This window comes from Streptomyces sp. NRRL F-5727, assembly GCF_000719555.1.
Classification (GTDB): domain Bacteria; phylum Actinomycetota; class Actinomycetes; order Streptomycetales; family Streptomycetaceae; genus Streptomyces.
This window is the reverse complement of sequence record NZ_JOGX01000041.1, coordinates 24,698-48,139: the sequence shown is the minus strand read 5'-3', so window position 1 is coordinate 48,139 and position 23,442 is coordinate 24,698. Positions and strand designations below refer to the sequence as shown.

At 73.4% G+C, this 23,442-nt stretch carries 24 protein-coding genes; 8 read left to right on the top strand and 16 right to left on the bottom strand.

The genetic code is table 11. The features are described 5' to 3' along the window. Nucleotides 1-131: 131 nt before the first annotated feature. The 5 genes from cbiE to IF73_RS0125085 form a co-directional block, all read right to left on the bottom strand. Complete coding sequence (gene cbiE, locus IF73_RS0125105; RefSeq protein WP_031011899.1) at nt 132-1,355, bottom strand: precorrin-6y C5,15-methyltransferase (decarboxylating) subunit CbiE; 1,224 nt, start codon at nt 1,353-1,355, stop codon at nt 132-134. Between the two features lie 72 nt (nt 1,356-1,427). After that, nucleotides 1,428-2,063, bottom strand: a complete 636-nt coding sequence (locus IF73_RS0125100; RefSeq protein WP_031011897.1) for a GNAT family N-acetyltransferase — start codon at nt 2,061-2,063, stop codon at nt 1,428-1,430. 166 nt (nt 2,064-2,229) lie between these two features. Then, entirely contained in the window at nt 2,230-3,084 is an 855-nt protein-coding gene (locus IF73_RS0125095; protein ID WP_031011895.1) for a MetQ/NlpA family ABC transporter substrate-binding protein, read from the bottom strand. Between the two features lie 89 nt (nt 3,085-3,173). Then, the gene (locus tag IF73_RS0125090; RefSeq protein WP_031011893.1) at nt 3,174-3,842 is read right to left on the bottom strand and encodes a methionine ABC transporter permease; all 669 of its coding nucleotides are present in this window, start codon (nt 3,840-3,842) and stop codon (nt 3,174-3,176) included. Next, nucleotides 3,839-4,921, bottom strand: a complete 1,083-nt coding sequence (locus IF73_RS0125085; protein WP_031011891.1) for a methionine ABC transporter ATP-binding protein — start codon at nt 4,919-4,921, stop codon at nt 3,839-3,841. The genes IF73_RS0125090 and IF73_RS0125085 overlap by 4 nt, the downstream gene beginning before the upstream one ends. A gap of 714 nt (nt 4,922-5,635) precedes the next feature. Here IF73_RS0125085 and IF73_RS0125080 point away from each other — a divergent pair. Next, nucleotides 5,636-5,998, top strand: coding sequence for a hypothetical protein (locus IF73_RS0125080; RefSeq protein ID WP_031011889.1), 363 nt, complete (start codon nt 5,636-5,638; stop codon nt 5,996-5,998). Nucleotides 5,999-6,000: 2 nt separating this feature from the next. Next, complete coding sequence (locus IF73_RS0125075) at nt 6,001-6,408, top strand: hypothetical protein (protein ID WP_031011887.1); 408 nt, start codon at nt 6,001-6,003, stop codon at nt 6,406-6,408. 19 nt (nt 6,409-6,427) lie between these two features. Here the strand turns inward: IF73_RS0125075 and IF73_RS0125070 are convergent, their stop codons facing one another. From IF73_RS0125070 to IF73_RS0125060, 3 genes are all read right to left on the bottom strand, one after another. Further along, the gene (locus IF73_RS0125070; protein WP_031011885.1) at nt 6,428-6,907 is read right to left on the bottom strand and encodes a GNAT family N-acetyltransferase; all 480 of its coding nucleotides are present in this window, start codon (nt 6,905-6,907) and stop codon (nt 6,428-6,430) included. A gap of 25 nt (nt 6,908-6,932) precedes the next feature. Next, nucleotides 6,933-7,472 (bottom strand): sigma-70 family RNA polymerase sigma factor, encoded by a 540-nt coding sequence (locus tag IF73_RS0125065; protein WP_037880404.1) that lies wholly within the window; start codon nt 7,470-7,472, stop codon nt 6,933-6,935. Between the two features lie 90 nt (nt 7,473-7,562). Next, on the bottom strand, nt 7,563-8,738 hold the full coding sequence (locus IF73_RS0125060; RefSeq protein WP_031011881.1) for a glycerophosphodiester phosphodiesterase: 1,176 nt from the start codon (nt 8,736-8,738) through the stop codon (nt 7,563-7,565). A 273-nt stretch (nt 8,739-9,011) separates the two neighbouring features. On the opposite strand from IF73_RS0125060, the gene IF73_RS0125055 reads away from it, so the two are divergent. Then, nucleotides 9,012-9,635: a lysophospholipid acyltransferase family protein gene (locus tag IF73_RS0125055; protein WP_402317961.1), complete on the top strand. Its 624-nt coding sequence runs from the start codon at nt 9,012-9,014 to the stop codon at nt 9,633-9,635. 72 nt (nt 9,636-9,707) lie between these two features. Here IF73_RS0125055 and IF73_RS0125050 read toward each other — a convergent pair whose 3' ends face one another. Then, on the bottom strand, nt 9,708-11,267 hold the full coding sequence (locus IF73_RS0125050) for an MFS transporter (protein ID WP_031011877.1): 1,560 nt from the start codon (nt 11,265-11,267) through the stop codon (nt 9,708-9,710). Beyond that, complete coding sequence (locus tag IF73_RS0125045) at nt 11,264-11,815, bottom strand: TetR/AcrR family transcriptional regulator (protein ID WP_031011875.1); 552 nt, start codon at nt 11,813-11,815, stop codon at nt 11,264-11,266. Before IF73_RS0125045 ends, IF73_RS0125050 begins: the two co-directional genes overlap by 4 nt. An 85-nt stretch (nt 11,816-11,900) precedes the next feature. Here IF73_RS0125045 and IF73_RS0125040 point away from each other — a divergent pair, with 85 nt between their 5' ends. Then, complete coding sequence (locus IF73_RS0125040) at nt 11,901-12,410, top strand: HAD domain-containing protein (protein ID WP_031011874.1); 510 nt, start codon at nt 11,901-11,903, stop codon at nt 12,408-12,410. Between the two features lie 8 nt (nt 12,411-12,418). Here IF73_RS0125040 and argH read toward each other — a convergent pair whose 3' ends face one another. Next, on the bottom strand, nt 12,419-13,846 hold the full coding sequence (argH, locus tag IF73_RS0125035; protein ID WP_031011871.1) for an argininosuccinate lyase: 1,428 nt from the start codon (nt 13,844-13,846) through the stop codon (nt 12,419-12,421). Nucleotides 13,847-13,984: 138 nt separating this feature from the next. Between argH and IF73_RS0125030 the strand changes: the two genes are divergently transcribed. From IF73_RS0125030 to IF73_RS0125015, 4 genes are read left to right on the top strand one after another with little or no spacing between them, the layout of a single operon-like run. Further along, a complete protein-coding gene (locus IF73_RS0125030; RefSeq protein WP_031011869.1) occupies nt 13,985-15,895 on the top strand; it encodes a hypothetical protein in 1,911 nt (636 codons plus the stop codon). Nucleotides 15,896-15,905: 10 nt separating this feature from the next. Further along, the gene (locus IF73_RS0125025; protein ID WP_051717285.1) at nt 15,906-17,045 is read left to right on the top strand and encodes a hypothetical protein; all 1,140 of its coding nucleotides are present in this window, start codon (nt 15,906-15,908) and stop codon (nt 17,043-17,045) included. Between the two features lie 60 nt (nt 17,046-17,105). After that, nucleotides 17,106-17,711, top strand: a complete 606-nt coding sequence (locus tag IF73_RS0125020) for a pyridoxamine 5'-phosphate oxidase family protein (RefSeq protein ID WP_031011865.1) — start codon at nt 17,106-17,108, stop codon at nt 17,709-17,711. A gap of 38 nt (nt 17,712-17,749) precedes the next feature. Beyond that, nucleotides 17,750-18,442 carry a L,D-transpeptidase family protein gene (locus IF73_RS0125015; protein ID WP_031011863.1) on the top strand — a complete coding sequence of 231 codons (693 nt, stop codon included), beginning with the start codon at nt 17,750-17,752 and terminating at the stop codon, nt 18,440-18,442. 7 nt (nt 18,443-18,449) lie between these two features. On the opposite strand, the gene IF73_RS0125010 is transcribed toward IF73_RS0125015, so the two are convergent. From IF73_RS0125010 to argC, 5 genes are read right to left on the bottom strand one after another with little or no spacing between them, the layout of a single operon-like run. Further along, nucleotides 18,450-18,986: an arginine repressor gene (locus tag IF73_RS0125010; RefSeq protein WP_030756161.1), complete on the bottom strand. Its 537-nt coding sequence runs from the start codon at nt 18,984-18,986 to the stop codon at nt 18,450-18,452. A 49-nt stretch (nt 18,987-19,035) separates the two neighbouring features. After that, nucleotides 19,036-20,226 (bottom strand): acetylornithine transaminase, encoded by a 1,191-nt coding sequence (locus tag IF73_RS0125005; RefSeq protein WP_031011861.1) that lies wholly within the window; start codon nt 20,224-20,226, stop codon nt 19,036-19,038. Then, nucleotides 20,223-21,128, bottom strand: a complete 906-nt coding sequence (gene argB / locus IF73_RS0125000; protein WP_031011859.1) for an acetylglutamate kinase — start codon at nt 21,126-21,128, stop codon at nt 20,223-20,225. The genes IF73_RS0125005 and argB overlap by 4 nt, the downstream gene beginning before the upstream one ends. Continuing rightward, on the bottom strand, nt 21,125-22,291 hold the full coding sequence (gene argJ, locus IF73_RS0124995; RefSeq protein WP_031011857.1) for a bifunctional glutamate N-acetyltransferase/amino-acid acetyltransferase ArgJ: 1,167 nt from the start codon (nt 22,289-22,291) through the stop codon (nt 21,125-21,127). The genes argB and argJ overlap by 4 nt, the downstream gene beginning before the upstream one ends. Beyond that, a complete protein-coding gene (gene argC, locus IF73_RS0124990) occupies nt 22,288-23,316 on the bottom strand; it encodes an N-acetyl-gamma-glutamyl-phosphate reductase (RefSeq protein WP_031011854.1) in 1,029 nt (342 codons plus the stop codon). The genes argJ and argC overlap by 4 nt, the downstream gene beginning before the upstream one ends. Nucleotides 23,317-23,442: the final 126 nt, after the last annotated feature.

Here is a 23,442-nt window from a genome sequence, read left to right as displayed (position 1 = left end):
GTCCCGCACACCGGTGACCGTCGAGAACGGGTCAAGACGGTCGCCGTTTCGGGACATTGACGAACAACACGCCGAACGTCCCCGTGCGGTACAACAATCGGCCAGCCTACCTGCCCGGGCGGACACCCGGATCACGGGGCGCCGGTGGTCCGGCGGCCCGCGAGCAGGAAGACGACGGAGCGTTCCCGCTCGCTCCAGTCGGCGGGGTCGAGGCCGACGGTCTGGAGGAGCAGGGTCTCGACGGCGTAGCCGCCGTCGGTGAGGGCGGAGCCGATCGCCTCGGCCTCGTCGCGGGTGGTGGCGTGGGCGGCGATCCGTTCGGGGCGGCGGTCGGCGCAGGCGGTGACCACGGGGACGCCGCCGGCCCCGATCCGTACGACGTCGGGCTCGGGCAGGCTCTCCAGGACGTGCGGGGCGCGGCCGGTGACGGTCTGGAGGAGGACGCCGTCGCGGCGGGCGGCGGCCTCGGTGCGGGTGCGGGCGGCCGGGTCGGCGTCGACGGCGATGACGGCGGCGCCGAAGCGGGCGGCCTCGACGGCGAAGGTGCCGCCGCCGCAGCCGACGTCCCAGACGAGGTCGCCGGTGCGGGGGCCGAGGCGGGCGAGCTGGACGGCGCGCAGGGTGGGGTCCTGGCCGACGCCGGGGCGTCCCTCGGAGGCGTGCTCCTCCGTCGGTCCGGCCCAGCCGCGGACGGTTCCGGCCGCCGGGTCGTGGCCCATCAGCCAGGGGGCGGCGGAGGCTCCGGTGCCGCCGGCGCCGCCGATGACGAGGACGACGTTGGGGTCGCGCCAGGTGTGGTCGGCGGCCTTGTCGGAGGTGAGGACGGAGACCTGTTCGCGGTCGGTGCCGAGCTCCTCGCAGACGACGAAGGTGCGGTGGACGCCGTCGAGGAGGAGGGCGAGTTCGGCGGGGCCGGCGCCCGGGGAGGTGAGGACGGCGACCTTGGGGTGGGCGCGGCAGACGTTGACGGCCCGGCGCAGGGTGCGCTGGTGGGCGACGACGACGCGGGCGTCGTCCCAGGGCATGCCGGCCCGGGCGAAGGCGGCGGCGACCGAGGAGACGGCGGGGACGACCTCGACCTCCAGGCCGTGCTCGGGGGCGCGGAGGGTGCGGACGACGCCGAAGAAGCCGGGGTCGCCGTCGGCGAGGACGACGGCGGTGCCGCGGTGGCCGGCGATCCGGCGGGCGGCGAGGCCGACGCTGCCGAGCCGGACGCGTTCGGCGCCGGGGGGCACTTCGGGGAGCGCGAGGTGGTGGGCGGCGCCGGCCACCAGGGTGGCGGCCGAGAGCGCGGACCGGGCCGCCGCGGTGAGGGGCGAGCCGTCCCAGCCGATCACCGTGACCCGGTCGGCCATCGCGTCTGTCTCCTGTGGTGTCGTCGCAGGTCGGGGCGGGTCGAGCGTACCCCGGGTCGGCCCCCGGGAGGCTCAGCTCCAGTCGGTGTACGAGGAGTATCCGGCCTCGGCCATCTGGTCGGCGACGCCGTCGAGGTCCTCGGGGAGGAGGCTCCAGACGATGAGGTCGGTGCGGATGTCGGTCCACTCGCCGCCCTCGGTGAGGCTGCGCGCTATCCAGGCGTTCCGCAGGACGCCCTCGCTGATGCAGCCGATCTTCTGGGCGACCTGCTGGGAGGCGGTGTTGTCGGCGGCGGTGCGCAGCTGGAGGCGTTCGAAGCCGCGGTCGCGGAAGAGCCACTGGGCGACGGCGAGGACGGACTCGGTGGCGTATCCCTCGCCGCGGGCCCAGGGGGCGGTGACGTAGGCGACCTCGGTGGCGCGGACGCGCCAGTCGGTGTCGTACAGGTGGACGGTGCCGACCAGACGCTGGGTCAGGAACTCGGTGACGGCGAAGACGATGCCGCGGCCCTCGGTCCGTTCGGCAGGAGCGATCCTGCGCACCCAGTCCTCCGCGTGCGCACGCGCGTAGGGGTGGGGAACGGAGGTCCAGGCGGTGACGAGTTCGTCGTTCATCATCTCGACGAAGGCGGGGATGTCGGCCTCTTCGTACGGGCGCAGCACCAGCCGGTCCGTGCTGATGGAGATGTCCGGAAAGGTGGTAGTCATGCGCAGCTCCGTACCGAAGACCGTCCGTTGAGACCGTGAACGCACAGCATGCAGCATGGGACGCGGCGTGCGCATGGCCGGGTCGGACATGGGGGTGACGCGCGGAAGACCCCGCGCGCCGGACGGGGCGGGCGGGGCCTTCCGTTCAAGGACTGTACCGGTGGCCTTACTTGGCGGCGCCGAAGGCGGGGATGACGGAGCCCTTGTAGGTGTCCTCGATGTACTTCTTCGTCTCGGGCGAGTTGAGGAGCTCGGCGAGCTTCTGCACGCGGGCGTCCTTCTCGTCGCCCTCCTTGACGGCGAGGAAGTTGGCGTACGGGTTGCCCTCGGCCTTCTCCAGGACCAGGGCGTCCTTCGCCGGGGAGAGGTCGGCCTCGATCGCGTAGTTGCCGTTGATGACGGCGGCGTCGACGTCGCTCAGGGCGCGGGGCACGGTGGCGGCCTCCAGCTCCTTGAACTCCAGGCCCTTCTTGTCGGTGATGTCGGAGAGCTTGGCGTCGGTGCCGACGCCCTCCTTGAGGGTGATGAGGCCGTTCTCGGCGAGGAGGTGGAGCGCGCGGCCCTCGTTGGTGGTGTCGTTGGGGACGGCGACGGTCTGGCCGGCCTTGAGGTCCTTCACCGACTTCAGGCTCTTGGAGTAGAGGCCGAGCGGCTCCAGGTGGACGTTGACCACGGGGACGATGGTGGTCTTGTTCTTCTTGTTGAAGTCGTCGAGGTACGGCTTGTGCTGGAAGAAGTTGGCGTCGACCTGGCCGGACTGGGTGGCGGTGTTCGGGAGGACGTAGTCGGTGAACTCCCGCACCTCCAGCTTGAGTCCGGCCTTCTCGGCCAGGTTGTCCTTGACGAACTTCAGGATGTCGGCGTGCGGCGTCGGGGACGCGGCGACGACGAGCGCCTTGTCGGCGGAGCCGGCGGCGTCCTCGGCGGAGGACGGGTCCGACGAGGTGCCGCAGGCGGTGAGGCCGAGGGCCAGGGCGGTGACGGACGCGAAGCCGGCGGCGAGCTTGATGTTCTTACGCACGAAGAGTGCCTCTTTCATGTGGAGCGGTGGACGCCTGGACAACAAGTCCGGGCTGTGGTCTTCGCGTGGCGAAGAGGTCTGAGGTGCCGTCAGGCGGTGCGGCCGCGGCGGGCGAGGAGCCGTACGACGCCGTCGCCGAGGAGCTGGACGATCGTGACGATGGCGACCAGGACGACGACGGTGACGAGCATGAAGGTGGTGTCGAAGCGCTGGTATCCGTAGGTGACGGCCTTGGAGCCGAGGCCCTCGCCGCCGACCGCGCCGGCCATCGCGGAGTAGCCGATGAGCACGATGACGGTGGTGGTGACGGCGGCGACCAGCGAGGGCAGGGCCTGCGGGAGCAGCACCTTGCGGACGATGGTCGGGATGCCGCCGCCCATGGACTGGACGGCTTCGACGAGACCGTGGTCGACCTCGCGGATCGCGGTCTCGACGAGGCGCGCGAAGAAGGGGATGGCGCCGATGGCGAGCGGCACGATCATGGCGGTGGGGCCGATGAAGGTGCCGACGACGAAGGTCGTGAAGGGGATCAGGGCGATCAGCAGGATGATGAACGGCAGCGAGCGGCCGATGTTCACGATCGCACCGACGACCTTGTTCACGGGCCGGTTCTGGAGCAGTCCGCCCTTGTCGGTGAGGACGAGGAGGATGCCGAGCGGGAGGCCGCCGACGATGGTGACGACGGTGGCCCAGAGGACCATGTAGAGGGTGTCGACCGTGCCCTGTTCGAGCAGGGGGCGCATCTCTTCCCAGGTCACTTGGCACTCTCCTTCACGAGCACGTGCGGCTGCTGTACGGGGACGGCGGGGGCGGCGGGGTCCGTGGCGTCCCGGGGCTCGTCGACGGGCTCGACCTGGAGGCCCCGCTCGCGCAGGAAGCCGATCGGGACGACGTTCTCCTCGTACCGTCCGGGCAGTTCGATCCGCATGCGGCCGATCTGCTTCCCGCCGACGGTGTCCATCGCGGCTCCGAGGATGGAGATGTCGATGTTGTACGTGCGGGAGAGCTGCGAGATCACCGGCTGGGTGGCGGCCTCGCCGTGGAAGGTGACGTCGACGACGGTGCGGTCGGCGGCGGTGGCGTGGCCGCTGACCGGGAAGAGTTCGGCGGCCAGCTGGGAGCCGGGAGTGGCGAGGAGTTCGGCGACCGTGCCGGACTCGACGATCCGGCCCTTCTGCATGAGGGCTGCGGAGTCGCAGATCGTCTTGACGACGTCCATCTCGTGCGTGATGAGCAGGACGGTGAGGCCGAGCTGCCGGTTGAGGTCGCGCAGGAGCTGGAGGATCGAGCGGGTGGTCTCCGGGTCGAGGGCGCTGGTGGCCTCGTCGGAGAGGAGGACCTTGGGCTCGCCGGCGAGGGCGCGGGCGATGCCGACGCGCTGCTTCTGGCCGCCGGAGAGCTGGCCGGGGTAGTTCTTCGCCTTGTCGGCGAGGCCGACGAGGTCGAGGAGTTCGAGGGCGCGGCGGGAGCGCTCCGCGGCGGGGACGCCGAGGATCTCCAGCGGGAGCTCGATGTTGTCCTTCACGGTGCGGGAGGACAGCAGGTTGAAGTGCTGGAAGACCATGCCGATGCTGCTGCGTGCCCGGCGCAGGTCCTTGCCGGCGCGGCGGCCCCTGCCGGCGAGGGCGGTGAGGTCGACGCCGTCGACGGTCACCGTGCCGGAGGTGGGGCGCTCCAGGAGGTTGACGCAGCGGATCAGGGAGGACTTGCCGGCGCCGCTCTGGCCGATCACGCCGAAGACCTCGCCCTCGCGGACGTGGAGGTCGACGCCGTCCAGGGCGGTGACCTGGCGGCCACGTGACTCGTAGACCTTGGTCAGGCCCGAAGTGGTGATCACAGGGGTTTCCGTCACTGTCGAGTGCGCGACGCGTGGGTCCGCCGTGCACGGGGCATTCGTCATTCGGACAGTCAGGCGCACGGGGAGCCGCTCCGGCGGTCGGCCGGGGTGGCGGTGTGCGCGGGGCGGGCACGGTCCGGCGCCGGTGGGGCGGACGGATCGGCTCGGCCGTCGGGGTCTCGCTTCGGGGCGCGAGGCTCAGGCGGGGGCCCTCAGAAGGCGCACATTCGACACATACAACGAGCACCGGGCGTCGTGTTCGCCTCGGTCGCAAGGATGCGGCTGCTCGTCGTGGTCATGGCTGCAAGTAAAGCATGCGCAGTCGCGAACGAAAGTCCGCTGTCCGCATTCCGGACGCCACTGAGACATGGAACGGACAGGCCGGCCGGCGCCCCGGCCCCTGCGCCGCCTGCGGCGGAGAGGGGGGTGCGGGGGTGTGGGAAGGGCGGCGGGCGGCGGTCGATGTGGCCAAGACCACGGTCCGGAGGGCGTGTTCCGGCAGGCGGGCGGCGGGGCAGGCGCGGCGGAAGGCCGGCGCCGCGGGGCCCGGAGCCCGCGGCGAGGGCCGGGCGGTGGAGGCGGGGCATCGGGGCCCGGAGCCCGCGGCGAGGGCCGTGCGGTGGAGGCGGGGCATAGGGGCCCGAGGCCCGCGCCGGGGGCTGGGCGGTGGGGGCGGGGGCATCGGGGCATTCGGGCCGTAATACCCTCGGGCGCATGCTTGACGCCCTCACGATCGCGGTCTCGGTGGCCGCGCTCGCCCTCGCCGCCTGGTGCGGCTTCGCCGCCTACCGGGACCAGCCCACCAAGGACTGGCACTTCATCGGCATGGCCGTGGTGACCTTCCTGGTCCTGGTCCAGCTGATCGTCGGCATCGTGCAGCTGGCCCGCGGCGAGCAGGCCGAGGAGGGGACGGTCATCTTCGTCTCCTATCTGCTGGGCGCGCTGTGCGCGGTGCCGATCGCCGGCTTCATGTCGCTGGCCGAGCGGACCCGCTGGGGTTCGGCGACGGTGGCGGCGGGCGCGGTCGTGCTCGCCGTGCTCGAGGTGCGCCTCTTCGACATCTGGACGGTGGGCTGACCATGGCGGAGACCCAGGCACGGACCCGGCTCGTCACCGGCCCCGGCATGCTGCTGGTGTGGCTGTACGGCGTGATGTCGGTGGGCGCGGCCTCGCGCTCGGTCTACGAGATCAGCGCCAAGTTCGACGAGGCGCCGCTGGCGTACACGCTCTCGGCGGTCGCGGCGGTCGTCTACGTGTTCATCACGTACACCCTCGTCCGGGGCGGGGAGACGGCCCGCAGGGCGGCGCTGGTGTGCTGCGCCGCCGAGCTCGCGGGCGTGCTGGTCGTGGGGACGTGGACGCTGCTGGAGCCGTCGGCCTTCCCCGACTCCACGGTGTGGTCCGAGTTCGGCTACGGCTACGTCTTCATCCCGGTGCTGCTGCCGCTGAGCGGCGTCTGGTGGCTGCGCCGGTCCCGCACGGCCTGAGGGCCGTGCGCGGCGGGCGTCAGGCGGCCTTCTCCAGGGTGACGAGGGTGAGCCGGGGGCCGACCTCGCGGGCGTCGACCTGGGCGTAGCCCTTGGCGCGGTAGAGGCGGAGGTTGCCCTCGCTGCGGTGGCCGGTGAAGAGCTGGAAGCGCTTGGGGGCCGCGTCCGTCCCGGCGGAGTGGCGCTCGATGGCGTCGAGCAGCCGGCCGCCGATGCCGTGGCGGCGCATGCGCGGGTGGACGATGAGCTTGGCGATGTGCGCGGTGCCGTCCTCGTCGGTCCGGGCGCGTACGGAGGCGATCACCTCGTCGCCGAGCCGGGCCACCAGGCCGTACCCCTCCGCCAGCTCGGCGCGGACCGCGTCGAGCGACTGGGTGAGCGGCTCGATGGACCAGTCCCCGTACAGCTCGGCCTCGCTCTGGTAGCAGAGGTACTGCAGCTTCAGGATCTGCTCCGCGTCGCGCGCGTCCGCCGCCGAGATGGTCACACTCAGGCCCATGTGTGCATGCCTCCCGCTCATCTGGTCACCGATCGGTACCCCGCACCCTTCCCCGTCGGCCGGATGCGGGAACCTCTGCCGCGAGCATTCTGCGCAGGCATCCCAGGCAGCGGGAACGCATCGGCCCCAGACTGCCTTGTGAGATACCCAACGTTCCTGCGATTTCCCGGTAGGTGGGGTCCGCCGGGTCGAGCATCGCGTTCAGCAGGCGGGGGCAGCGGCCGGGCGTCCGGGTGACGGCGGCGCGGAGGGTGCGGCGGCGTTCGGCGGTGAGGGCGGAGCCCTCGGGACCGGAGCCGTACGCCTCGGGGCGGGTCTCCCCGTCGTGGTACGGGCGTTCGCGGCCGGTGGTGCGGCGGGCCCGGCGGGCCTCGGCGCGGACGGCGCGGCGGAGCCAGTCGGCGGGGCGCTCGGGGGCGCCGTCGGCGCTGAGCCGTTCCAGGAGCCGGAGCCAGACGGCCTGTTCGAGGTCGCCGGGCTCGATCCCGGCGGCCGCGGCCTCCGCGCGCGACTCGGCGGCGAGCAGCGGGGTGAGGGTGGCGAGGAGGGTTTCCGGGGAGGTCATGACCGGCACGATGCGGCGGCGCGGCGGCGCGGTTGCGCCCCGGGCGGGGAACCACCCGGTCGGCGTACGCCGCCGGCCGGGTGGCCCGGGTCAGCGGGCGTCGAGGTCCGCGGCGGCCAGCAGGGCGGTGTCGGGGTTGTCGGAGAAGACGCCGTCGATGCCGGTCTCGAGGTACCGCTTCAGGGCGCCGAAGGCGTCGCCGTAGGCGGCCGGGTCGGTGCCGCGGCGGAAGTCGGCCGGCAGGAAGGCGTTCTCGTTGCGCTGGGTGTACGGGTGGAGGATCAGGCCCTCCGCGTGCGCGTCCCGCACCAGGGTGGTGGGGGTGCCGAGCCGGCCCGTGGCGTCCTTGGGGATGACCAGGTCGAGGGTGGGGCCGATGCCCTGCGCGTACGAGGCGATCCAGCGCAGTCCGGCCGGGGTGACGAGGTCGGCGACGGTCCGCGGGTCGCCGGCCTCGACGAAGTCCCAGGGGCGGGTGGCCGCGCCGGAGAGCAGGACCACCAGCGGGGAGTCCACCAGCTTCGACAGGCGCTGGATGCTGCTGGGCTCGAAGGACTGGAGGAAGACGGCGGAGTTCGCGCGGTGGCGGCCGTGGCGGCGGAGCAGCTTCGCCAGCCGCTCCTCCAGGCCGAGGCCGATCGAGCGGAAGTACGAGGGGTGCTTGGTCTCGACGTGGAGCCAGATCTCGCGGCCCCGGCGGCGGCCCTCCTCGTCGGCCCAGCGCAGCACCTCCTCGAAGGTGGGGACGGTCCAGCGGCCGTCGTAGAGGGTGTTCTCCTGGCGGATGCCGGGGATCCGCTCCTTGGCGCGCAGGGTCTTCAGCTCGGCGAGGGTGAAGTCCTCGGTGAACCAGCCGGTGTACGAGACGCCGTCGACCGTCTTGGTGGTCCTGCGGGAGGCGAACTCGGGGTGGTCGGCGACGTCGGTGGTGCCGGTGATGTCGTTCTCGTGGCGGCAGACCAGGTGGCCGTCCCTGGTGGGGACGAGGTCCTGCTCGATGACGTGGGCGCCGAGGTCCAGCGCGTGCGCGTACGAGCCGAGGGTGTGCTCGGGGCGGTAGCCGCTGGCGCCGCGGTGGGCGATGACGGTGGGGACGGGGAGCGAGCGGTAGCCGCGCCCGTGGCCCTGGCCGTGCGGGCGGCCGGTCTCGGCGGCCCGCGCGGTGCCCTGGCCGGCGGTGAGGCCGGCGGTGACGCCGATCGCGGCGGCGCCGGCCGCGCCGAGCAGCGCCCGGCGGGCGGGGGTCCTGGGTGCGCCCTGGGTCATGGGGGTCCTCCTGTGTGATGTCCCGCACCTGTCGATGGGTGGACCCGACGGTAGGCAGTGATCCCCTACGGGCGGCGGACCTGGGCGGAACATGGCGCAAACACGCGTCAACACCGTGTATCCGTTCGGTGAACCCGATGTGCGCGGGGCGGTGACCCGCGAGTATCGTCGCGTGCTGCACCGTCGGCTCCCGGAGCCGCCCGCCCGACACCGGAGGAACCGTTGTCCCGTCACGCGATCGTCAAGGCCACCCTCGGTCCGATCCTGCGTCTGATGTTCCGCCCCCGTGTCGAGGGCGCCGAGAACGTCCCCGGGACCGGTCCGGTGATCCTCGCGGGCAACCACCTCACCTTCATCGACTCGATGATCATGCCGATCTGCCTGGACCGCCAGGTCTTCTTCATCGGCAAGGACGAGTACGTGACGGGCAAGGGGATCAAGGGCCGGCTGATGGCCTGGTTCTTCACCAGCGTCGGCATGATCCCGGTGGACCGGGACGGCGGCCGCGGCGGTGTCGCGGCGCTGATGACGGGCCGTCGGGTGCTGGAGGAGGGCAAGATCTTCTCGATCTACCCGGAGGGCACCCGCTCCCCCGACGGCCGGCTGTACCGGGGCCGTACGGGCGTGGCGCGGCTGACGCTGATGACCGGCGCGCCGGTGGTGCCGTTCGCGGTGATCGGCACGGACAAGGCGCAGCCGGGCGGTGCGGGCTTCCCGCGCCCGGTGCAGGTGACGGTCCGCTTCGGCGAGCCGCTGGAGTTCTCCCGGTACGAGGGCATGGACCGCGACCGGTACGTGCTGCGGGCGGTGACGGACTCGGTGATGGCGGAGGTCATGCGGCTGTCGGGCCAGGAGTACGTGGACATGTACGCCACGAAGGCGAAGGAAGCCGCGTAGTCGGCGAGCCAGGTACGCGTGAGGGCGCCCCCGGATCCGTCCGGGGGCGCCCTCGTGCGTGGGGCGGGTGCGTCAGTGCTCGGCGCCGTCCGCGAGCTTCTGGTCCCTGAGGAGGAACCAGGCGGCCGCGGCGGTGGCGAGGAGGACGGCCGCGCCGACGCCGGCGGCGATCCGCAGGCCGTCGACGAAGGCGTCCTGGGCGGCCGTGACGAGGGCGCCGGCGGAGGCCGGGTCGAGCGCCGCGGACGCCTCGACGGCGCCGCCGAGCGAGTCGTGGGCGGCCGCGGCGACGTCGGACGGGACGCCGGCCGGGGTGGTGAAGCCGCGGTAGACGCCGGTCACGATGGAGCCGAGGACGGCGATGCCGAGGGCGGCGCCGAGCTCGTACGCCGTCTCGGAGACGGCGGAGGCGGATCCGGCCTGGTCCTTGGGGACGCTGGAGAGGATCACGTCGGCGGTGACGGTGAAGGCGAGGCCCGCGCCGACGCCGACGACGAGCAGGGTCGCGCCGAGGAACGGGTAGCCGGTGGACCGGCCGATGACGGTGAGGACCGCGAGGGCGAGACCGATGGCGGCGAGGCCGCCGGCGACGACGGAGCGGACCGAGTACCGGCGGGCGACCCGGCCGGCGAGCAGGCCGGCGGTCACCGAGCCGATGGCGGCGGGCAGCTCGGCGAGGCCGGCCTCCAGCGGCGAGCGGCCCTGGACCAGCTGGAAGAACTGGGACAGGAAGAACACCAGGCCGGCGAGGCCGAGAATGGTCAGCAGGTCGGCGAGGACGGCGCCGGAGAAGCCGCGGTTGCGGAACAGGCGCATGTCCAGGAGCGGGGCCGGCAGGGTGAGCTGGCGGCGGACGAACCAGGTGAGGCCGCCGGCGCCGGCGAGCGCGGCGACGGCCACGTCGAGGGTGAGGCCGTGCGAGGCCAGTTCCTTGATCGCGTAGACGACGCCGATCATGCCGACGAGGGAGAGGGCGACGCTGGGGAGGTCCCACGGGCCCGGGTCCGGGTTCTTCGACTCGGGGATCAGCCGGATGCCGACGACGACCAGGACGGCCATGACGGGCAGGTTGATGAGGAAGACCGAGCCCCACCAGAAGTGCTCCAGGAGGAAGCCTCCGACGACCGGGCCGACGGCGGCGCCGGCCGCGGCCATGGCGCCCCAGACGCCGATGGCGAGGCTGCGCTCGCGCGGGTCGTGGAAGAGGTTCCGGATGAGGGCGAGGGTGGACGGCATCAGGGTCGCGCCGGCGACGCCGAGGAGGGCGCGGGCGGCGATCATCATCTCGGGGCTGGAGGCGTAGGCGTTCAGGACCGAGACGGCACCGAAGGCGGCGGCGCCGACGAGGAGCAGCCTCTTGCGGCCGATGCGGTCGCCGAGGCTGCCCATGGAGACCAGCAGGCCGGCGATGACGAAGGAGTAGACGTCGCCGATCCAGAGCAGCTGGGTGCCGGTCGGCTTCAGGTCCTCGGAGAGGAACGGGGTCGCCAGGCCGAGCACGGTGGCGTCCACGGCCACCAGCAGCACGGCCAGGACGAGCGCGGCGAGGGCGAGCCACCGGCCGGGACGGCGCACGCCCCCGGTATGGCTCTCCTCGTTGCCCTTGTCGTAGCGGACGGTTTCGGTGGTCACTTCTCCACGCTCCTGCGCGCTCCGCCGAGCAGCAGCTCGGCGATCATGTAAGAAAAGTCGTTGGCGGCGACCCGCCCGTCGGCGACGGCCCAGGCGCCCGAGCTGATCAGCCCGTAGAAGGCTTCGCAGAGCCAGACGGGGCTCAGGTCGATCCGGAAGGTGCCCTCCTCCTGGCCGCGCCGGAAGAGGGCGGCGAGCCGGGCGTCGAGCCGGGCCCAGCCCTCGTTCTGCCCGTCCCCCTCGAACAGCTGGTTCTCGGTGACGAGGAAGGAGAGCAGCGGGGCGGCGGGCTGCGAGGCGGCGACGAGCCGGCGGACCGCCTCGTCGGCGGGCCCCTCCTCGATCCGGGCCGCGTCGAGCGCGGCCTCGGCCTCCTCGATGCACATCTGCTCCAGCGCCCGCACGAGCGCGTCCCGCCCGGCGAAGTGCCGGTGCAGCGTGGCCCGCCCGATGCCGGCGGCCCGGGCGACCTCGTCCATGGTGGCGGTCGCCTTGCGGGAGAGCAGGGCGGCGGCGGTACGGAGCACCTGGGTGCGGTCGACTGACATGAGACGACCATACACCGGGTGAGACATCTTTGTCTCATTCGAAATTCCGATGCCTCACCGAGGGGCCGGACGGGATGCTGGGGGCATGACGAAGCCGCTGCTGCTGATCGACGTGGACGGACCGCTCAACCCCTACGCGGCGCAGCGCGAGCGCCGCCCCGAGGGGTACCGGACGCACCGGATGCGGCCGGGCGGCTGGTGCGAGACCAAGCCGCTGCGGGTGTGGCTGAACCCGGACCACGGACCGGAGCTGCTCGCGCTCTCGGAGGCGTACGAGCTGGTCTGGGCGACGACCTGGAAGGGCGAGGCCAACGAGTGGATAGGCCCGCATCTGGGGCTGCCCGAGCTGCCGTTCATCGACTGGCCGAGCATGCACGGGGCCGCCCCGCACGGCACGTTCTGGAAGACCCGGTACGTCCTGGAGTACGCGCGGGGGCGGCCGTTCGCGTGGGTGGACGACGACATCACGCCGCACGACCACGCGTACGTGGAGGGACGGCACGACGCCGCCGCCCTGCTGCTGCACGTCGACCCGCGGCTCGGACTGCTCCGGCCGGACTTCGACGCGCTCGCGGACTGGGCGGCGGCGCTGTAGGAGCGGATTCAGTTCTTGGCGGTGGCCCAGGCGTGCTGGATGACGAGGTCGGCCTTGACCTCGATCAGCTGGGCGGCGACCGCCGAGGGGGCGGTGCCGCCCCGGCCGTCGCGGGAGGCGAGGGCGCCGGGGACGTTGAGGACGGTGCGGACCTCGGGGGTGAGGTGCTCGGAGATCTTGGCGAACTGCTCGTCCGTCAGCTCGTCCAGCTCCTTGCCCTCGGACTCGGCGACCTTGACGCACTCGCCGGCCACCTCGTGGGCGACCCGGAACGGCACGCCCTGCTTGACCAGCCACTCGGCGATGTCGGTGGCGAGGGAGAAGCCGGCCGGGGCCAGTTCCTCCATGCGCTCGCGGTTGACGGTGAGGGTGGCCATCATGCCGGTGAAGGCGGGGAGCAGGACCTCCAGCTGGTCGCAGGAGTCGAAGACCGGCTCCTTGTCCTCCTGGAGGTCGCGGTTGTAGGCGAGCGGCAGGGCCTTGAGGGTGGCCATCAGGCCGGAGAGGTTGCCGATGAGCCGGCCGGACTTGCCCCGGGCCAGCTCCGCGATGTCCGGGTTCTTCTTCTGCGGCATGATCGAGGAGCCGGTGGAGAAGGCGTCGTGGAGGGTCACGAAGGAGAACTCCTTCGTGTTCCAGATGATGATCTCCTCGGCGATCCGCGAGAGGTTGACGCCGATCATCGCGGTGATGAAGGCGAACTCGGCGACGAAGTCGCGGGAGGCCGTGCCGTCGATCGAGTTGCCGGCCGAGCCGCGCTCGAAGCCGAGGTCCTTGGCGACCGCCTCCGGGTCGAGCCCGAGGGAGGAGCCGGCGAGGGCGCCGGAGCCGTACGGGGAGACCGCGGTCCGGGTGTCCCACTGGCGCAGCCGCTCGGCGTCCCGGGAGAGGGACTGGACGTGGGCCAGGACGTGGTGGGCGAAGAGCACCGGCTGGGCGTGCTGGAGGTGGGTGCGGCCGGGCATGGCGACGTCCGGGTGCGCCTCGGCGAGGCCGACGAGCGCGTCCTGGAGGTCGGCGATGAGCCCGCCGATGATCCGGGCGTGGTCCCGGAGGTACATCCGGAACAGGGTGGCGACCTGGTCGTTCCGGGACCGGCCGGCCCGCAGCTTGCCGCCGAGCTCGGCGCCGAGCCGCTCCAGGAGGCCCCGCTCCAGGGCGGTGTGGACGTCCTCGTCGGCGATGGTGCCGACGAAGGAGCCGTCGGCGACGTCCGCCTCCAGCCGGTCGAGTCCGTCCAGCATCCGGGTCAGCTCGTCCTCGGTGAGCAGCCCCGCCTGGTGGAGCACGCGCGCGTGGGCGCGGGAACCGGCGATGTCGTACGGCGCGAGGCGCCAGTCGAAGTGGACCGAGGCGGAGAGCTTCGCGAGGGCCTCGGCCGGACCGTCGGCGAAGCGGCCGCCCCAGAGCCGGACGTCACCGTTGTTGCTGCTCACTTCTGGTTGCTCCTCGCCTCGATCATCCGAAACCCTTGATGCATGAGTATGCAGAACTCCGCATGATTCGTCAATCAAGCGCCGGCCGGGAGGAAAACCCCAGGTCGGGAAGGCGGGTACCGGGATACGGTCCGCCGCATGACGAGCGAACGGCTGCTGGGCCCCACGCACTACCTTCGCGGGGGAGAACGGCTTCTGCACGGCAAGGACACGGCCTCGGCCGTGGGCGCCGGGCGGGCGGAGGACTGGGTGGGGCTCGACGACGACGTCTTCTCCGGCACCCTGCGCCGCGTCGCCGGGTGGCGGAGAGGAACGTCGACGTTCCTGCTCGGCGCCCACTGGTTCGACGCCCGCGAGGTCGCCGACTGGGACACCGCCCCGTACTGGGACGAGGAGGCCGGCGCGGTGTCCTGGGGGCGGCCGCCCACCCCCTCCGAGCTGGCCCTGGGCCTGTGCCACGCCGACCCGAGGGTCCGGGCGGCGGCCCTGGACGCGGCCGGGCCGGAGGCGCCGCTTCCGCTGCTGCTGCTCCGCTGCGCGGACGGCGACGCGGGCGTACGGGAGCGCGCCCGGGCCGTCTTCGCCCGGGCCCTCGCCACCGCCGACGACGCCACCGCGCGGGCCCTCGTCGCGCTCGCGCTGCGCGTCGGCATGCGGCGGGAGGGCCGCTGGGGGCGCGCCGCGGTGCTCGCCCGGACCGGGTCCGTCCCGGAGGTCGCGGTGCGGGAACTGCGGGCGAGCACGGACCCGGACCGGTGGGACGCCCGCAAGGCGGGCATACGGGCCGGAGCGGAGGCGGGGATCCTCGACGAGGACGCGCTGTACGACATCGCCCTGACCGCCCGTGACGCGAGCGAGCGGCTCGAAGGGCTCCGAGGCGCGCTCAGGACCCGGCGGAACCCGGCCGCGCGGGAACGGTTCCTCGGCTTCCTGGAGGCGTGCGAGGGCTCCGAGGTGCGCGTCCTGGCCCTCCGGTACGCCGCCGAGGCCGGGCTCCCCTCCGCCGACGACCTGGCCGGCCTCGCCCTCGGCCACCGCGACCGGCACGTCCGGCGCCTCGCCGCGCGGCTCCTCGCCGAACGGCCCGACGGCGCCACCGCCCTCGGCACCCTGACGCACGCGACCGACACCGTCGTACGGGGCACGGCCGTGGCGCGCCTGCGGGCCGACGACCTCGTCCCGCACCTGACGGACCCCTCCCCCTGGGTGCGCGGCCTCGCCCGCCACGGCCTGCGGGAGGCCGGCCGCGACCCGCACGCGCACCTGCGCACGCTCTGCGCCGACCCGGCCGCCGTCACGCCCGCCGCGGTCACCGGCCTCGCGGAGCAGCGGCACGCCGGGGACGCCCCGCTGCTCCGGGAGCTCACCCGGCACGCCGACGGCGCCGTACGGGCCCGCGCGGTCGGCGGGCTGCGGCTGCTGCGCGCCCTGCCGGACGACGCGCTCCCGCCGTACGCCGACGATCCCGACCCGCGCGTCGGCGCGGTCGTGCTGCGCGCCCTGCGGGACGACGCCGAGGCCCTGCGCGGGCTGCTCGGCCACCGGCACGCGCGCGTACGGGCCCACGCACTGGTCCTCCTCGCGCACCGCCACCGGCTCGGCTGGGACGAGACGCTGCCGCATCTCACGGACGCGGCGCCGGAAGTGGCCCGGGTGGCCCGCCGGGCGCTCCGCCGCGCCGCTCGCGAGGTCTCCGCCGAACTGCTGATCGCCCTCACGGCCCCGGGCGAGGCGCCGGCGCGGCGGGCGCTCGCCATGACGCTGCTCAGGAAGCGGTGCACGCCCGAGGCCCTGCTCAACGCCCTGCGGCTCCTGGACGACCCGCAGCCCGAGGTGCGCGCGGTCGCCCGCGACCAGGCCCTGCAGGCGGTGTGGGACCGCGAGGTCGCCGAAGGCGCGTACGGCGACGAGATCCGGACCCTCGCCGAGGCGAACGTGCAGCGGATCGCCGACTGGTGGGCGGACCACAGGAGACGCGTCCGCGCGGCGCGTGCAGCCCGCGAGGCCGCCCGGGAAAAGGGCGAGCGCCGGCCGGCCGGCGGCGTCTAGCCTCCCCCGCATGGCACACGAGACGGAAGCGCGGACGGCGGCGGTACGGCGCCTGGGGCGGGGGCTCCCCCTGGACCGGGTGCTGGACGTGACGCGGCCGAAGGCGTGGACGGACCTTGACGAGGACGTGCGGCAGGCGGTCCGGCGCGGCGCCCTCGCGCCCTCCCACGGATGGCTCACGGGGGTCCACGGCCCCGGGTGGCGGGGGTTCCGGGACCGGGCCGTCGGCCTGGTGCGGGAGGCACCCACCGAGGCGCGGCTCGCGCTCGCGCTGTGCGACCCGGACGGACGGATCCGTCAGGCCGCCCTGTCGTACACGGTCGGGCGGCCCGAGGTGCTGCCGCTGGTCGCGGTGCGGGCGGCGGACTGGGCGGCGCCGGTACGCGCGCGTGCGCTGCACCTGCTGCGGGAGGCGCTGCCCGGCGCCTCCGCCGGCACACTCGCGGTCACCGCGCCGGTGATCCTGCGGCTCGACCGCCGGCTGCGGGGCGGTGCGGCGGCGGAACTCCTCGACGGACTGCTGCGGGACGGGGACCCGGCCCGGGTGAACGGGCTGCTGTTCGGCTGCCGCGACGCCGTGACCCGGCGGGCCGCGCTCTCCGTCGTCCTCGACCGCGGCCTGTACGACGGCCTCGGCCTCGCCCTGGTCGCCGCCGGGGACCACGACCCCCTGGTGCAGGAGCGGGCCGCCTCGGCCGCGGTGGCCGCGGACGAACCGGACGCGACCGTGCCCGTCCTGCTGGGGGCCCGGTTCGGGCGCGTGCGGGCGGCCGGGGTCACCGCGCTGCGCGGGGCGGGCCGGCACGCGGAGGCGGAGCCGTACCTCTACGACCGTTCGGGACGGACCCGGGCGTGTGCCCGGTGGGTGCTGCGGCAGGGCGGCGGCGATCCGGTGGCCGTGTACCGGACCGCCTGCGCCGGCCCCGACGTGCCGGACCGGGCACCGCTCGGGCTCGGCGAGTGCGGCTCGCGGTCCGTGGACGCGCCGCTGCTCAGGGAGTTGACGGAGCATCGGAGCGGCAGGGTGCGGGCCTCGGCGGTGGCCGGGCTGCGGCTGCTCGACGCGGCGGAGCCCCGGCGGATGAGGGCGCTCCTCGACGACCCCGAGCCCGCCGTCGTACGGGAGGCGCGGCGGGCGCTGTGGTCCTGACCCGGTCCCTTCCGTGGGACGGCCCGACAGGGAGCGGCCTCCACCAGAGATGATGCGGCCATGGGAAAAACGTACGAACGTATCGACGGGCGGCTGCGCGCCTTCATCGAGGACCAGCCCCTCTACTTCACCGCCACCGCTCCCCTGTCCGGTGACGGGCACGTCAATCTCTCTCCCAAGGGACGGAAGGGGACCCTCGTCGTCCTCGACGAACGGACCCTCGCCTACGTCGACTTCGGCGGCAGCACCGCCGAGACGCTCGCACATCTGCGGGAGCCCGGCAACGGACGGATCACCCTCATGTGGACGGCCTTCTCCGGACCTCCGACGGTGGTGCGGGTGCACGGCGACGGCGAGGTGGTGCTGCGGGACGACCCGCGCTGGCCGGAGCTCTTCGGGCGGTTCCCCGAGGAGGCGGTGAAGGACCAGATCAGCGCGCGGGCGATCGTCCTCGTGCACGCGCGGCGGATCAGCGACTCCTGCGGCTTCGCGGTGCCGTTGATGGAGTACCGGGAGGAGCGGTCGCTGCACGCCGACTTCTTCAACCGCAAGACGGACGACGAGTTCAACACCTACTGCGAGGGCAAGGAGCACATCGCCACCAGCCTCGACGGGCTGCCCGCGCTTCCGCTGCCGCTGCCGCCGCTCCCCCGGTCGGGTCAGTAGCGTGGCCGGCGGCCGGCCGGCCGCCTAGCCTCGCCGCCATGCGTACCCTTCTCGCGCTCGGCGCCGTGCTGCTCTCCCTCGCCTCCGCGCCGGCCCCCCGGACGGTCCCGCTGCCCGCGCGGATGGCGGACACCGGGGGCGGCTCCCAGCTGATCACCGCCGTGGCCGCGGACACCTCCGCCACCACCGGCACCGTCACCTGGTGGGACCGGCGCGGCGGGCGGTGGGTGCGGGCGGGGTCGGCGCCGGCCCGGTTCGGGGCGAAGGGACTGGCGGAGGGGGCCACCCGGCGACAGGGGACGAACACCACGCCGACCGGGCTCTTCGACCTGCCGTACGCCTTCGGGATCCGGGCCGCGCCGGCCGGGACCCGCTACCGGTACGTGCGGGCGACCGACGACTCGTGGTGGTGCCAGGACAACGACTCGCGCGCGTACAACCGCTGGGTCGAGGGGCTGCCGGCGGACTGCCGCGCCGCCGAGGCCGAGCACATCGTCGCGTACGGCACGCAGTACGCCCACGCGCTCGTCATCGGCTTCAACTACGCCCGCCCGGTGCGGATGCGGGGCGCCGGGATCTTCCTGCACGTGAACGGGAAGGGCGCGACGGCCGGCTGCGTCTCCGTGCCGGCGGACGCGATGCGGGCGATCCTCGCCTGGGCCGATCCGGCGCGGCGGCCGCACATCGCCGTCGGCACCCGGCGGGGGCCGACGGCGGTCACGCGCTACTGAACGGCGCTCAGTTCCCCTTCTGCGCCAGGCGCAGCAGGTGGTCGGCGAGCGCCTGGCCGCCGGTGGGGTCGCGGGAGATGAGCAGCAGGGTGTCGTCGCCCGCGATGGTGCCGAGGATCGCGTGGAGTTCGGCCTGGTCGATGGCGGACGCGAGGAACTGGGCGGCGCCCGGCGGGGTCCTGAGCACCACCAGGTTGGCGGACGCCTCTGCGGAGATGAGGAGTTCGCCGGAGAGCCGGCGCATCCGCTCCTCCTTGGCGGACTCGCCGAGGGGGGCCTGCGGGGTGCGGAAGCCGCCCTCGCTGGGGACCGCGTAGATCAGCTCGCCGCCGGTGTTGCGGATCTTCACCGCGCCGAGCTCGTCGAGGTCGCGGGAGAGCGTCGCCTGGGTGACGCTCAGCCCGTCGTCCGCGAGGAGCTTGGCGAGCTGGCTCTGCGACCGCACCGGCTGCCGGTTGAGGATGTCGACGATCCTGCGGTGGCGTGCGGTGCGGGTCTGCGGGACCGACGGCCCTCCGTGCTCGTTCCCCTGCGCGTCGGTCATCGTCGCCTCATTCTCCGGTTCGTCCTTGCCCGTTCGCCTCGTACGCCTGTTACGCCTCGTACGCCTTGTACGCCTTGTCGAGGACGGCCGGCAGGGCCCGGAGGAAGGTGTCCGCCTCGGCGTCGGTGAGGACCAGCGGAGGCATGATCCGTACGACGTCGGGGGCGGGCGCGTTCACCAGGAGGCCGGCGTCCTGAGCCGCCTGCTGCACCTGGGGCGCGAGGGGCTCGGTGAGCACGATACCCAGCAGGAGCCCCGCACCACGGACATGGGAGACCAGCGGGTGCCCGAGGGCCTCGATTCCGGAGCGCAGCCGCTCGCCGACGGACTTGACGTGGTCGAGGGCCGCGTCGGCGCCGAGGGTGTCGAGGACGGCGAGGCCGGCGGCGCAGGCGACCGGGTTGCCGCCGAAGGTGGTGCCGTGGTGGCCGGGGGCGAACAGCTCGGCGGCCGCGCCGAAGGCGACGGTGGCGCCGAGCGGCAGGCCGCCGCCGAGCCCCTTGGCCAGGGTGACGACGTCGGGCTCGACGCCCTCGTGGGCCTGGTGCTCGAACCAGTGGCCGCAGCGGCCGATGCCGGTCTGCACCTCGTCGAGGACGAGGAGGGTGCCGGTGGCGCGGGTGATCTCGCGGGCCGCCTTCAGATAGCCGGGCGGCGGCACGACGACGCCGTTCTCGCCCTGGATGGGCTCGATGACGACGAAGGCCGTCTCCTCGGTGACGGCGGCCCTCAGCGCCTCCGCGTCGCCGTACGGGACGTGGGTGACGTCGCCGGGCAGCGGCAGGAACGGGGCCTGCTTGCCGGGCTGGCCGGTGAGGGCGAGGGAGCCCATGGTGCGGCCGTGGAAACCGCCCTCGGTGGCGACCATGTGGGTGCGGCCGGTGAGCCGGCCGAGCTTGAACGCGGCCTCGTTCGCCTCGGCGCCCGAGTTGCAGAAGAAGACCTTCCCCGGCCGGCCGAAGAGGCCGAGGAGCCGCTCGGCGAGGGCCACGGGCGGTTCGGCGACGAAGAGGTTGGAGACATGTCCGAGGCTCTGGATCTGTCGGGTGACCGCCTCGACGACCGCCGGGTGGGCGTGGCCGAGGGCGTTCACCGCGATGCCGCCGACGAGGTCCAGGTACTCGGTGCCGTCGGCGTCCCATACCTTGGCGCCCTCGCCGCGGACCAGGGGGAGGCGCGGGGTGCCGTAGTTGTCCATGAGCGAGCCCTGCCACCGCTCGGTCAGCCGGTCGTTGCTCATGCTTCCCCCTCTGCGTCCGGCACGACCATCGTGCCGATGCCCTCGTCGGTGAAGATCTCCAGCAGGATGGAGTGCTGGACGCGCCCGTCGATGACGCGGGCGGTGGTGACGCCGTTGCGGACGGCGTGCAGGCAGCCCTCCATCTTGGGGACCATGCCGCTGGAGAGCTCGGGCAGCAGCTTCTCCAGCTGGCTCGCGGTGAGCCGGCTGATGACCTCGTCGCTGTTCGGCCAGTCCTCGTAGAGGCCCTCGACGTCGGTCAGGACCATCAGGGTCTCGGCGCCCAGCGCCGCAGCGAGTGCCGCAGCCGCCGTATCAGCATTGACGTTGTAGACATGTCCGTCGTCCTGGGAGCGTGCGATGGAGGAGACGACCGGGATGCGGCCGTCCTCCAGGAGCGCCTGGATGGCGCCGGTGTCGATGGCGGTGATCTCGCCGACGCGGCCGATGTCGATCCGTTCGCCGTCGATCTCCGGCAGGTGCCTGGTGGCGGTGATGGTGTGGGCGTCCTCGCCGGTGAGGCCGACGGCGAGCGGGCCGTGCTGGTTGAGCAGCCCGACGAGCTCGCGCTGGACCTGGCCGGCGAGCACCATCCGTACGACGTCCATGGCGTCCTCGGTGGTGACCCGCAGGCCCGCCTTGAACTCGCTGACGATGCCGTGCCGGTCGAGGGCGGCGCTGATCTGCGGGCCGCCGCCGTGCACGACGACCGGCTTGAGGCCGGCGTGGCGCAGGAAGACGACGTCCTGGGCGAAGGCCGCCTTCAGCTCGTCGTCGATCATGGCGTTGCCGCCGAACTTGATGACGACGGTCTTGCCGTGGTGGCGGGTGAGCCAGGGCAGGGCCTCGATCAACGTCTGGGCCTTCGGGAGGGCGGTGTGCTTCCGCGTGGCGTTGGTCATGACGAGTACGCGCTGTTCTCGTGGACGTAGTCGGCGGTCAGGTCGTTGGCCCAGATCACGGCGGACTCGGAGCCGGCGGCGAGGTCGGCGGTGATGACGACCTCCCGGTAGCGCATGTCGACGAGGTCGCGGTCCTCGCCGACGGAGCCGTTCCGGCAGACCCAGACGCCGTTGATGGCGACGTTCAGCTCGTCGGGCTCGAAGGCGGCGGAGGTGGTGCCGATGGCGGAGAGGACGCGGCCCCAGTTGGGGTCCTCGCCGTGGATGGCGCACTTGAGGAGGTTGTTGCGGGCGATGGAGCGGCCGACCTCGACGGCGTCGTCCTCGGTCGCCGCGTTGATCACCTCGATGCGGATGTCCTTGCTGGCCCCCTCGGCGTCGCCGATGAGCTGGCGGGCGAGGTCGGCGCAGACCTCCCGGACGGCGTCGGCGAAGTCGTCCTGGGCGGGGGTGGTGCCGGAGGCGCCGGAGGCGAGCAGCAGGACGGTGTCGTTGGTGGACATGCAGCCGTCGGAGTCGACCCGGTCGAAGGTGAGCCGGGTGGCGGTCCGGAGGGCGGCGTCGAGGCCCTTCGCGTCCACGTCGGCGTCGGTGGTGAGGACGACGAGCATGGTGGCGAGGCCGGGGGCGAGCATGCCCGCGCCCTTGGCCATGCCGCCGACCGTCCAGCCGTCGCGCGTGGCCACGGCGGTCTTGTGGACGGTGTCGGTGGTCTTGATGGCGATGGCGGCCTTCTCGCCGCCGTGCGCGGAGAGTTCGGCGGCGGCCTTCTCGACGCCGGGGAGCAGCTTGTCCATGGGGAGGAGGACGCCGATGAGGCCGGTGGAGGCGACGGCGACCTCGCCGGCTCCGACCTCGGTGCCCTGCCCGCTGAGGACCTCGGCGACCTTCTCGGCGGTGGCGTGGGTGTCCTGGAAGCCCTTCGGGCCGGTGCAGGCGTTGGCGCCGCCCGAGTTGAGGACGACGGCGGTCAGTTCGCCGTCGGCGAGGACCTGCTGGGACCAGACGACCGGGGCGGCCTTGACGCGGTTGGACGTGAAGACTCCCGCGGCGGCGCGGCGCGGCCCGGTGTTGACCACGAGGGCCAGGTCCGGGTTGCCGTTCTGCTTGATCCCGGCGGCGATGCCCGCCGCCGTGAATCCCTGCGCTGCGGTGACGCTCATGGAGCGACTCCAATCGTGGAGAGTCCGGTGTCCTCGGAAAGGCCGAGGGCGATGTTCATGCTCTGCACCGCGCCGCCGGCGGTGCCCTTGGTGAGGTTGTCGATGGCGCTGATCGCGATGATCCGGTGCGCGTTCGCGTCGTACGCGACCTGGACGTGAACGGCGTTGGAACCGAGGACGGACGCCGTCGCGGGCCACTGCCCCTCGGGGAGGAGGTGGACGAAGGGCTCGTCCGTGTACGCCTTCTCGTAGGCGGCGCGGACGGCCTCGGCGGTCGTGCCGGGCTTCGCGGCGGCGGTGCAGGTGGCGAGGATGCCGCGGGGCATCGGGGCCAGGGTCGGGGTGAAGGAGACCGAGACCCGCTCGCCGGCCGGGCCGCTGAGGTTCTGGATCATCTCGGGGGTGTGCCGGTGGCCGCCGCCGACGCCGTACGGGGTCATGCTGCCCATCACCTCGCTGCCGAGCAGGTGCGGCTTGAGGGCCTTGCCGGCGCCGGAGGTGCCGGACGCGGCGACGATCACGGCCTCGGGGGCGGCGAGCCCGTCCGCGTACGCCGGGAAGAGGGCGAGCGAGACGGCGGTGGGGTAGCAACCGGGCACCGCGATGCGCTTGGACCCCTCCAGCGCGGCGCGGGCGCCCGGCAGTTCGGGGAGGCCGTAGGGCCAGGTGCCGGCGTGCGGGGAGCCGTAGTACGTCTCCCAGTCGGCCGGGTCCTTCAGCCGGAAGTCGGCGCCCATGTCGACGACGAGCACGTCCGGGCCGAGCTGCTCGGCGACGGCGGCGGACTGGCCGTGCGGCAGGGCGAGGAAGACGACGTCGTGGCCGGCCAGCTCCTCGGCGGTGGTGGGCGCGAGGACGCGGTCGGCGAGCGGCAGCAGATGGGGCTGGAGGCCGCCGAGCCGCTGTCCGGCGTTGGAGTGGCCGGTCAGGGTGCCGATCTCGACGTGGGGGTGCGCGAGGAGCAGGCGCAGGAGTTCCCCGCCCGCGTATCCGCTCGCGCCTGCGACTGCTGCTCGTACCGTCATCGAAACCCTCCTCATGGATGGCATGACTATACGTGGCGCCGTAGTTTTATGCAACGAGGTGTATGAGGGTGGGCGAAGGGTTCACTCCCCAGGGTGCCGGGGGGCGGGGTGGGTCGCACCCGCAGA

Bases quoted from the DNA above. Each gene is read 5' to 3' on its own strand.
- IF73_RS0125055 (WP_402317961.1), top strand. From the start codon at position 9,012: ATGTTCCGCCCCCGTGTCGAGGGCGCCGAGAACGTCCCCGGGACCGGT.
- IF73_RS0125005 (WP_031011861.1), bottom strand. From the start codon at position 20,226: ATGAGCAACGACCGGCTGACCGAGCGGTGGCAGGGCTCGCTCATGGAC.
- IF73_RS0125010 (WP_030756161.1), bottom strand. From the start codon at position 18,986: ATGACCGACGCGCAGGGGAACGAGCACGGAGGGCCGTCGGTCCCGCAG.
- IF73_RS0125045 (WP_031011875.1), bottom strand. From the start codon at position 11,815: ATGTCAGTCGACCGCACCCAGGTGCTCCGTACCGCCGCCGCCCTGCTC.
- IF73_RS0125030 (WP_031011869.1), top strand. From the start codon at position 13,985: ATGACGAGCGAACGGCTGCTGGGCCCCACGCACTACCTTCGCGGGGGA.
- cbiE (WP_031011899.1), bottom strand. From the start codon at position 1,355: ATGGCCGACCGGGTCACGGTGATCGGCTGGGACGGCTCGCCCCTCACC.
- IF73_RS0125040 (WP_031011874.1), top strand. From the start codon at position 11,901: ATGACGAAGCCGCTGCTGCTGATCGACGTGGACGGACCGCTCAACCCC.
- IF73_RS0125070 (WP_031011885.1), bottom strand. From the start codon at position 6,907: ATGGGCCTGAGTGTGACCATCTCGGCGGCGGACGCGCGCGACGCGGAG.
- IF73_RS0125060 (WP_031011881.1), bottom strand. From the start codon at position 8,738: ATGACCCAGGGCGCACCCAGGACCCCCGCCCGCCGGGCGCTGCTCGGC.
- argB (WP_031011859.1), bottom strand. From the start codon at position 21,128: ATGACCAACGCCACGCGGAAGCACACCGCCCTCCCGAAGGCCCAGACG.
- IF73_RS0125065 (WP_037880404.1), bottom strand. From the start codon at position 7,472: ATGACCTCCCCGGAAACCCTCCTCGCCACCCTCACCCCGCTGCTCGCC.
- IF73_RS0125075 (WP_031011887.1), top strand. From the start codon at position 6,001: ATGGCGGAGACCCAGGCACGGACCCGGCTCGTCACCGGCCCCGGCATG.
- IF73_RS0125020 (WP_031011865.1), top strand. From the start codon at position 17,106: ATGGGAAAAACGTACGAACGTATCGACGGGCGGCTGCGCGCCTTCATC.
- IF73_RS0125015 (WP_031011863.1), top strand. From the start codon at position 17,750: ATGCGTACCCTTCTCGCGCTCGGCGCCGTGCTGCTCTCCCTCGCCTCC.
- argC (WP_031011854.1), bottom strand. From the start codon at position 23,316: ATGACGGTACGAGCAGCAGTCGCAGGCGCGAGCGGATACGCGGGCGGG.
- IF73_RS0125100 (WP_031011897.1), bottom strand. From the start codon at position 2,063: ATGACTACCACCTTTCCGGACATCTCCATCAGCACGGACCGGCTGGTG.
- IF73_RS0125025 (WP_051717285.1), top strand. From the start codon at position 15,906: ATGGCACACGAGACGGAAGCGCGGACGGCGGCGGTACGGCGCCTGGGG.
- argJ (WP_031011857.1), bottom strand. From the start codon at position 22,291: ATGAGCGTCACCGCAGCGCAGGGATTCACGGCGGCGGGCATCGCCGCC.
- IF73_RS0125080 (WP_031011889.1), top strand. From the start codon at position 5,636: ATGCTTGACGCCCTCACGATCGCGGTCTCGGTGGCCGCGCTCGCCCTC.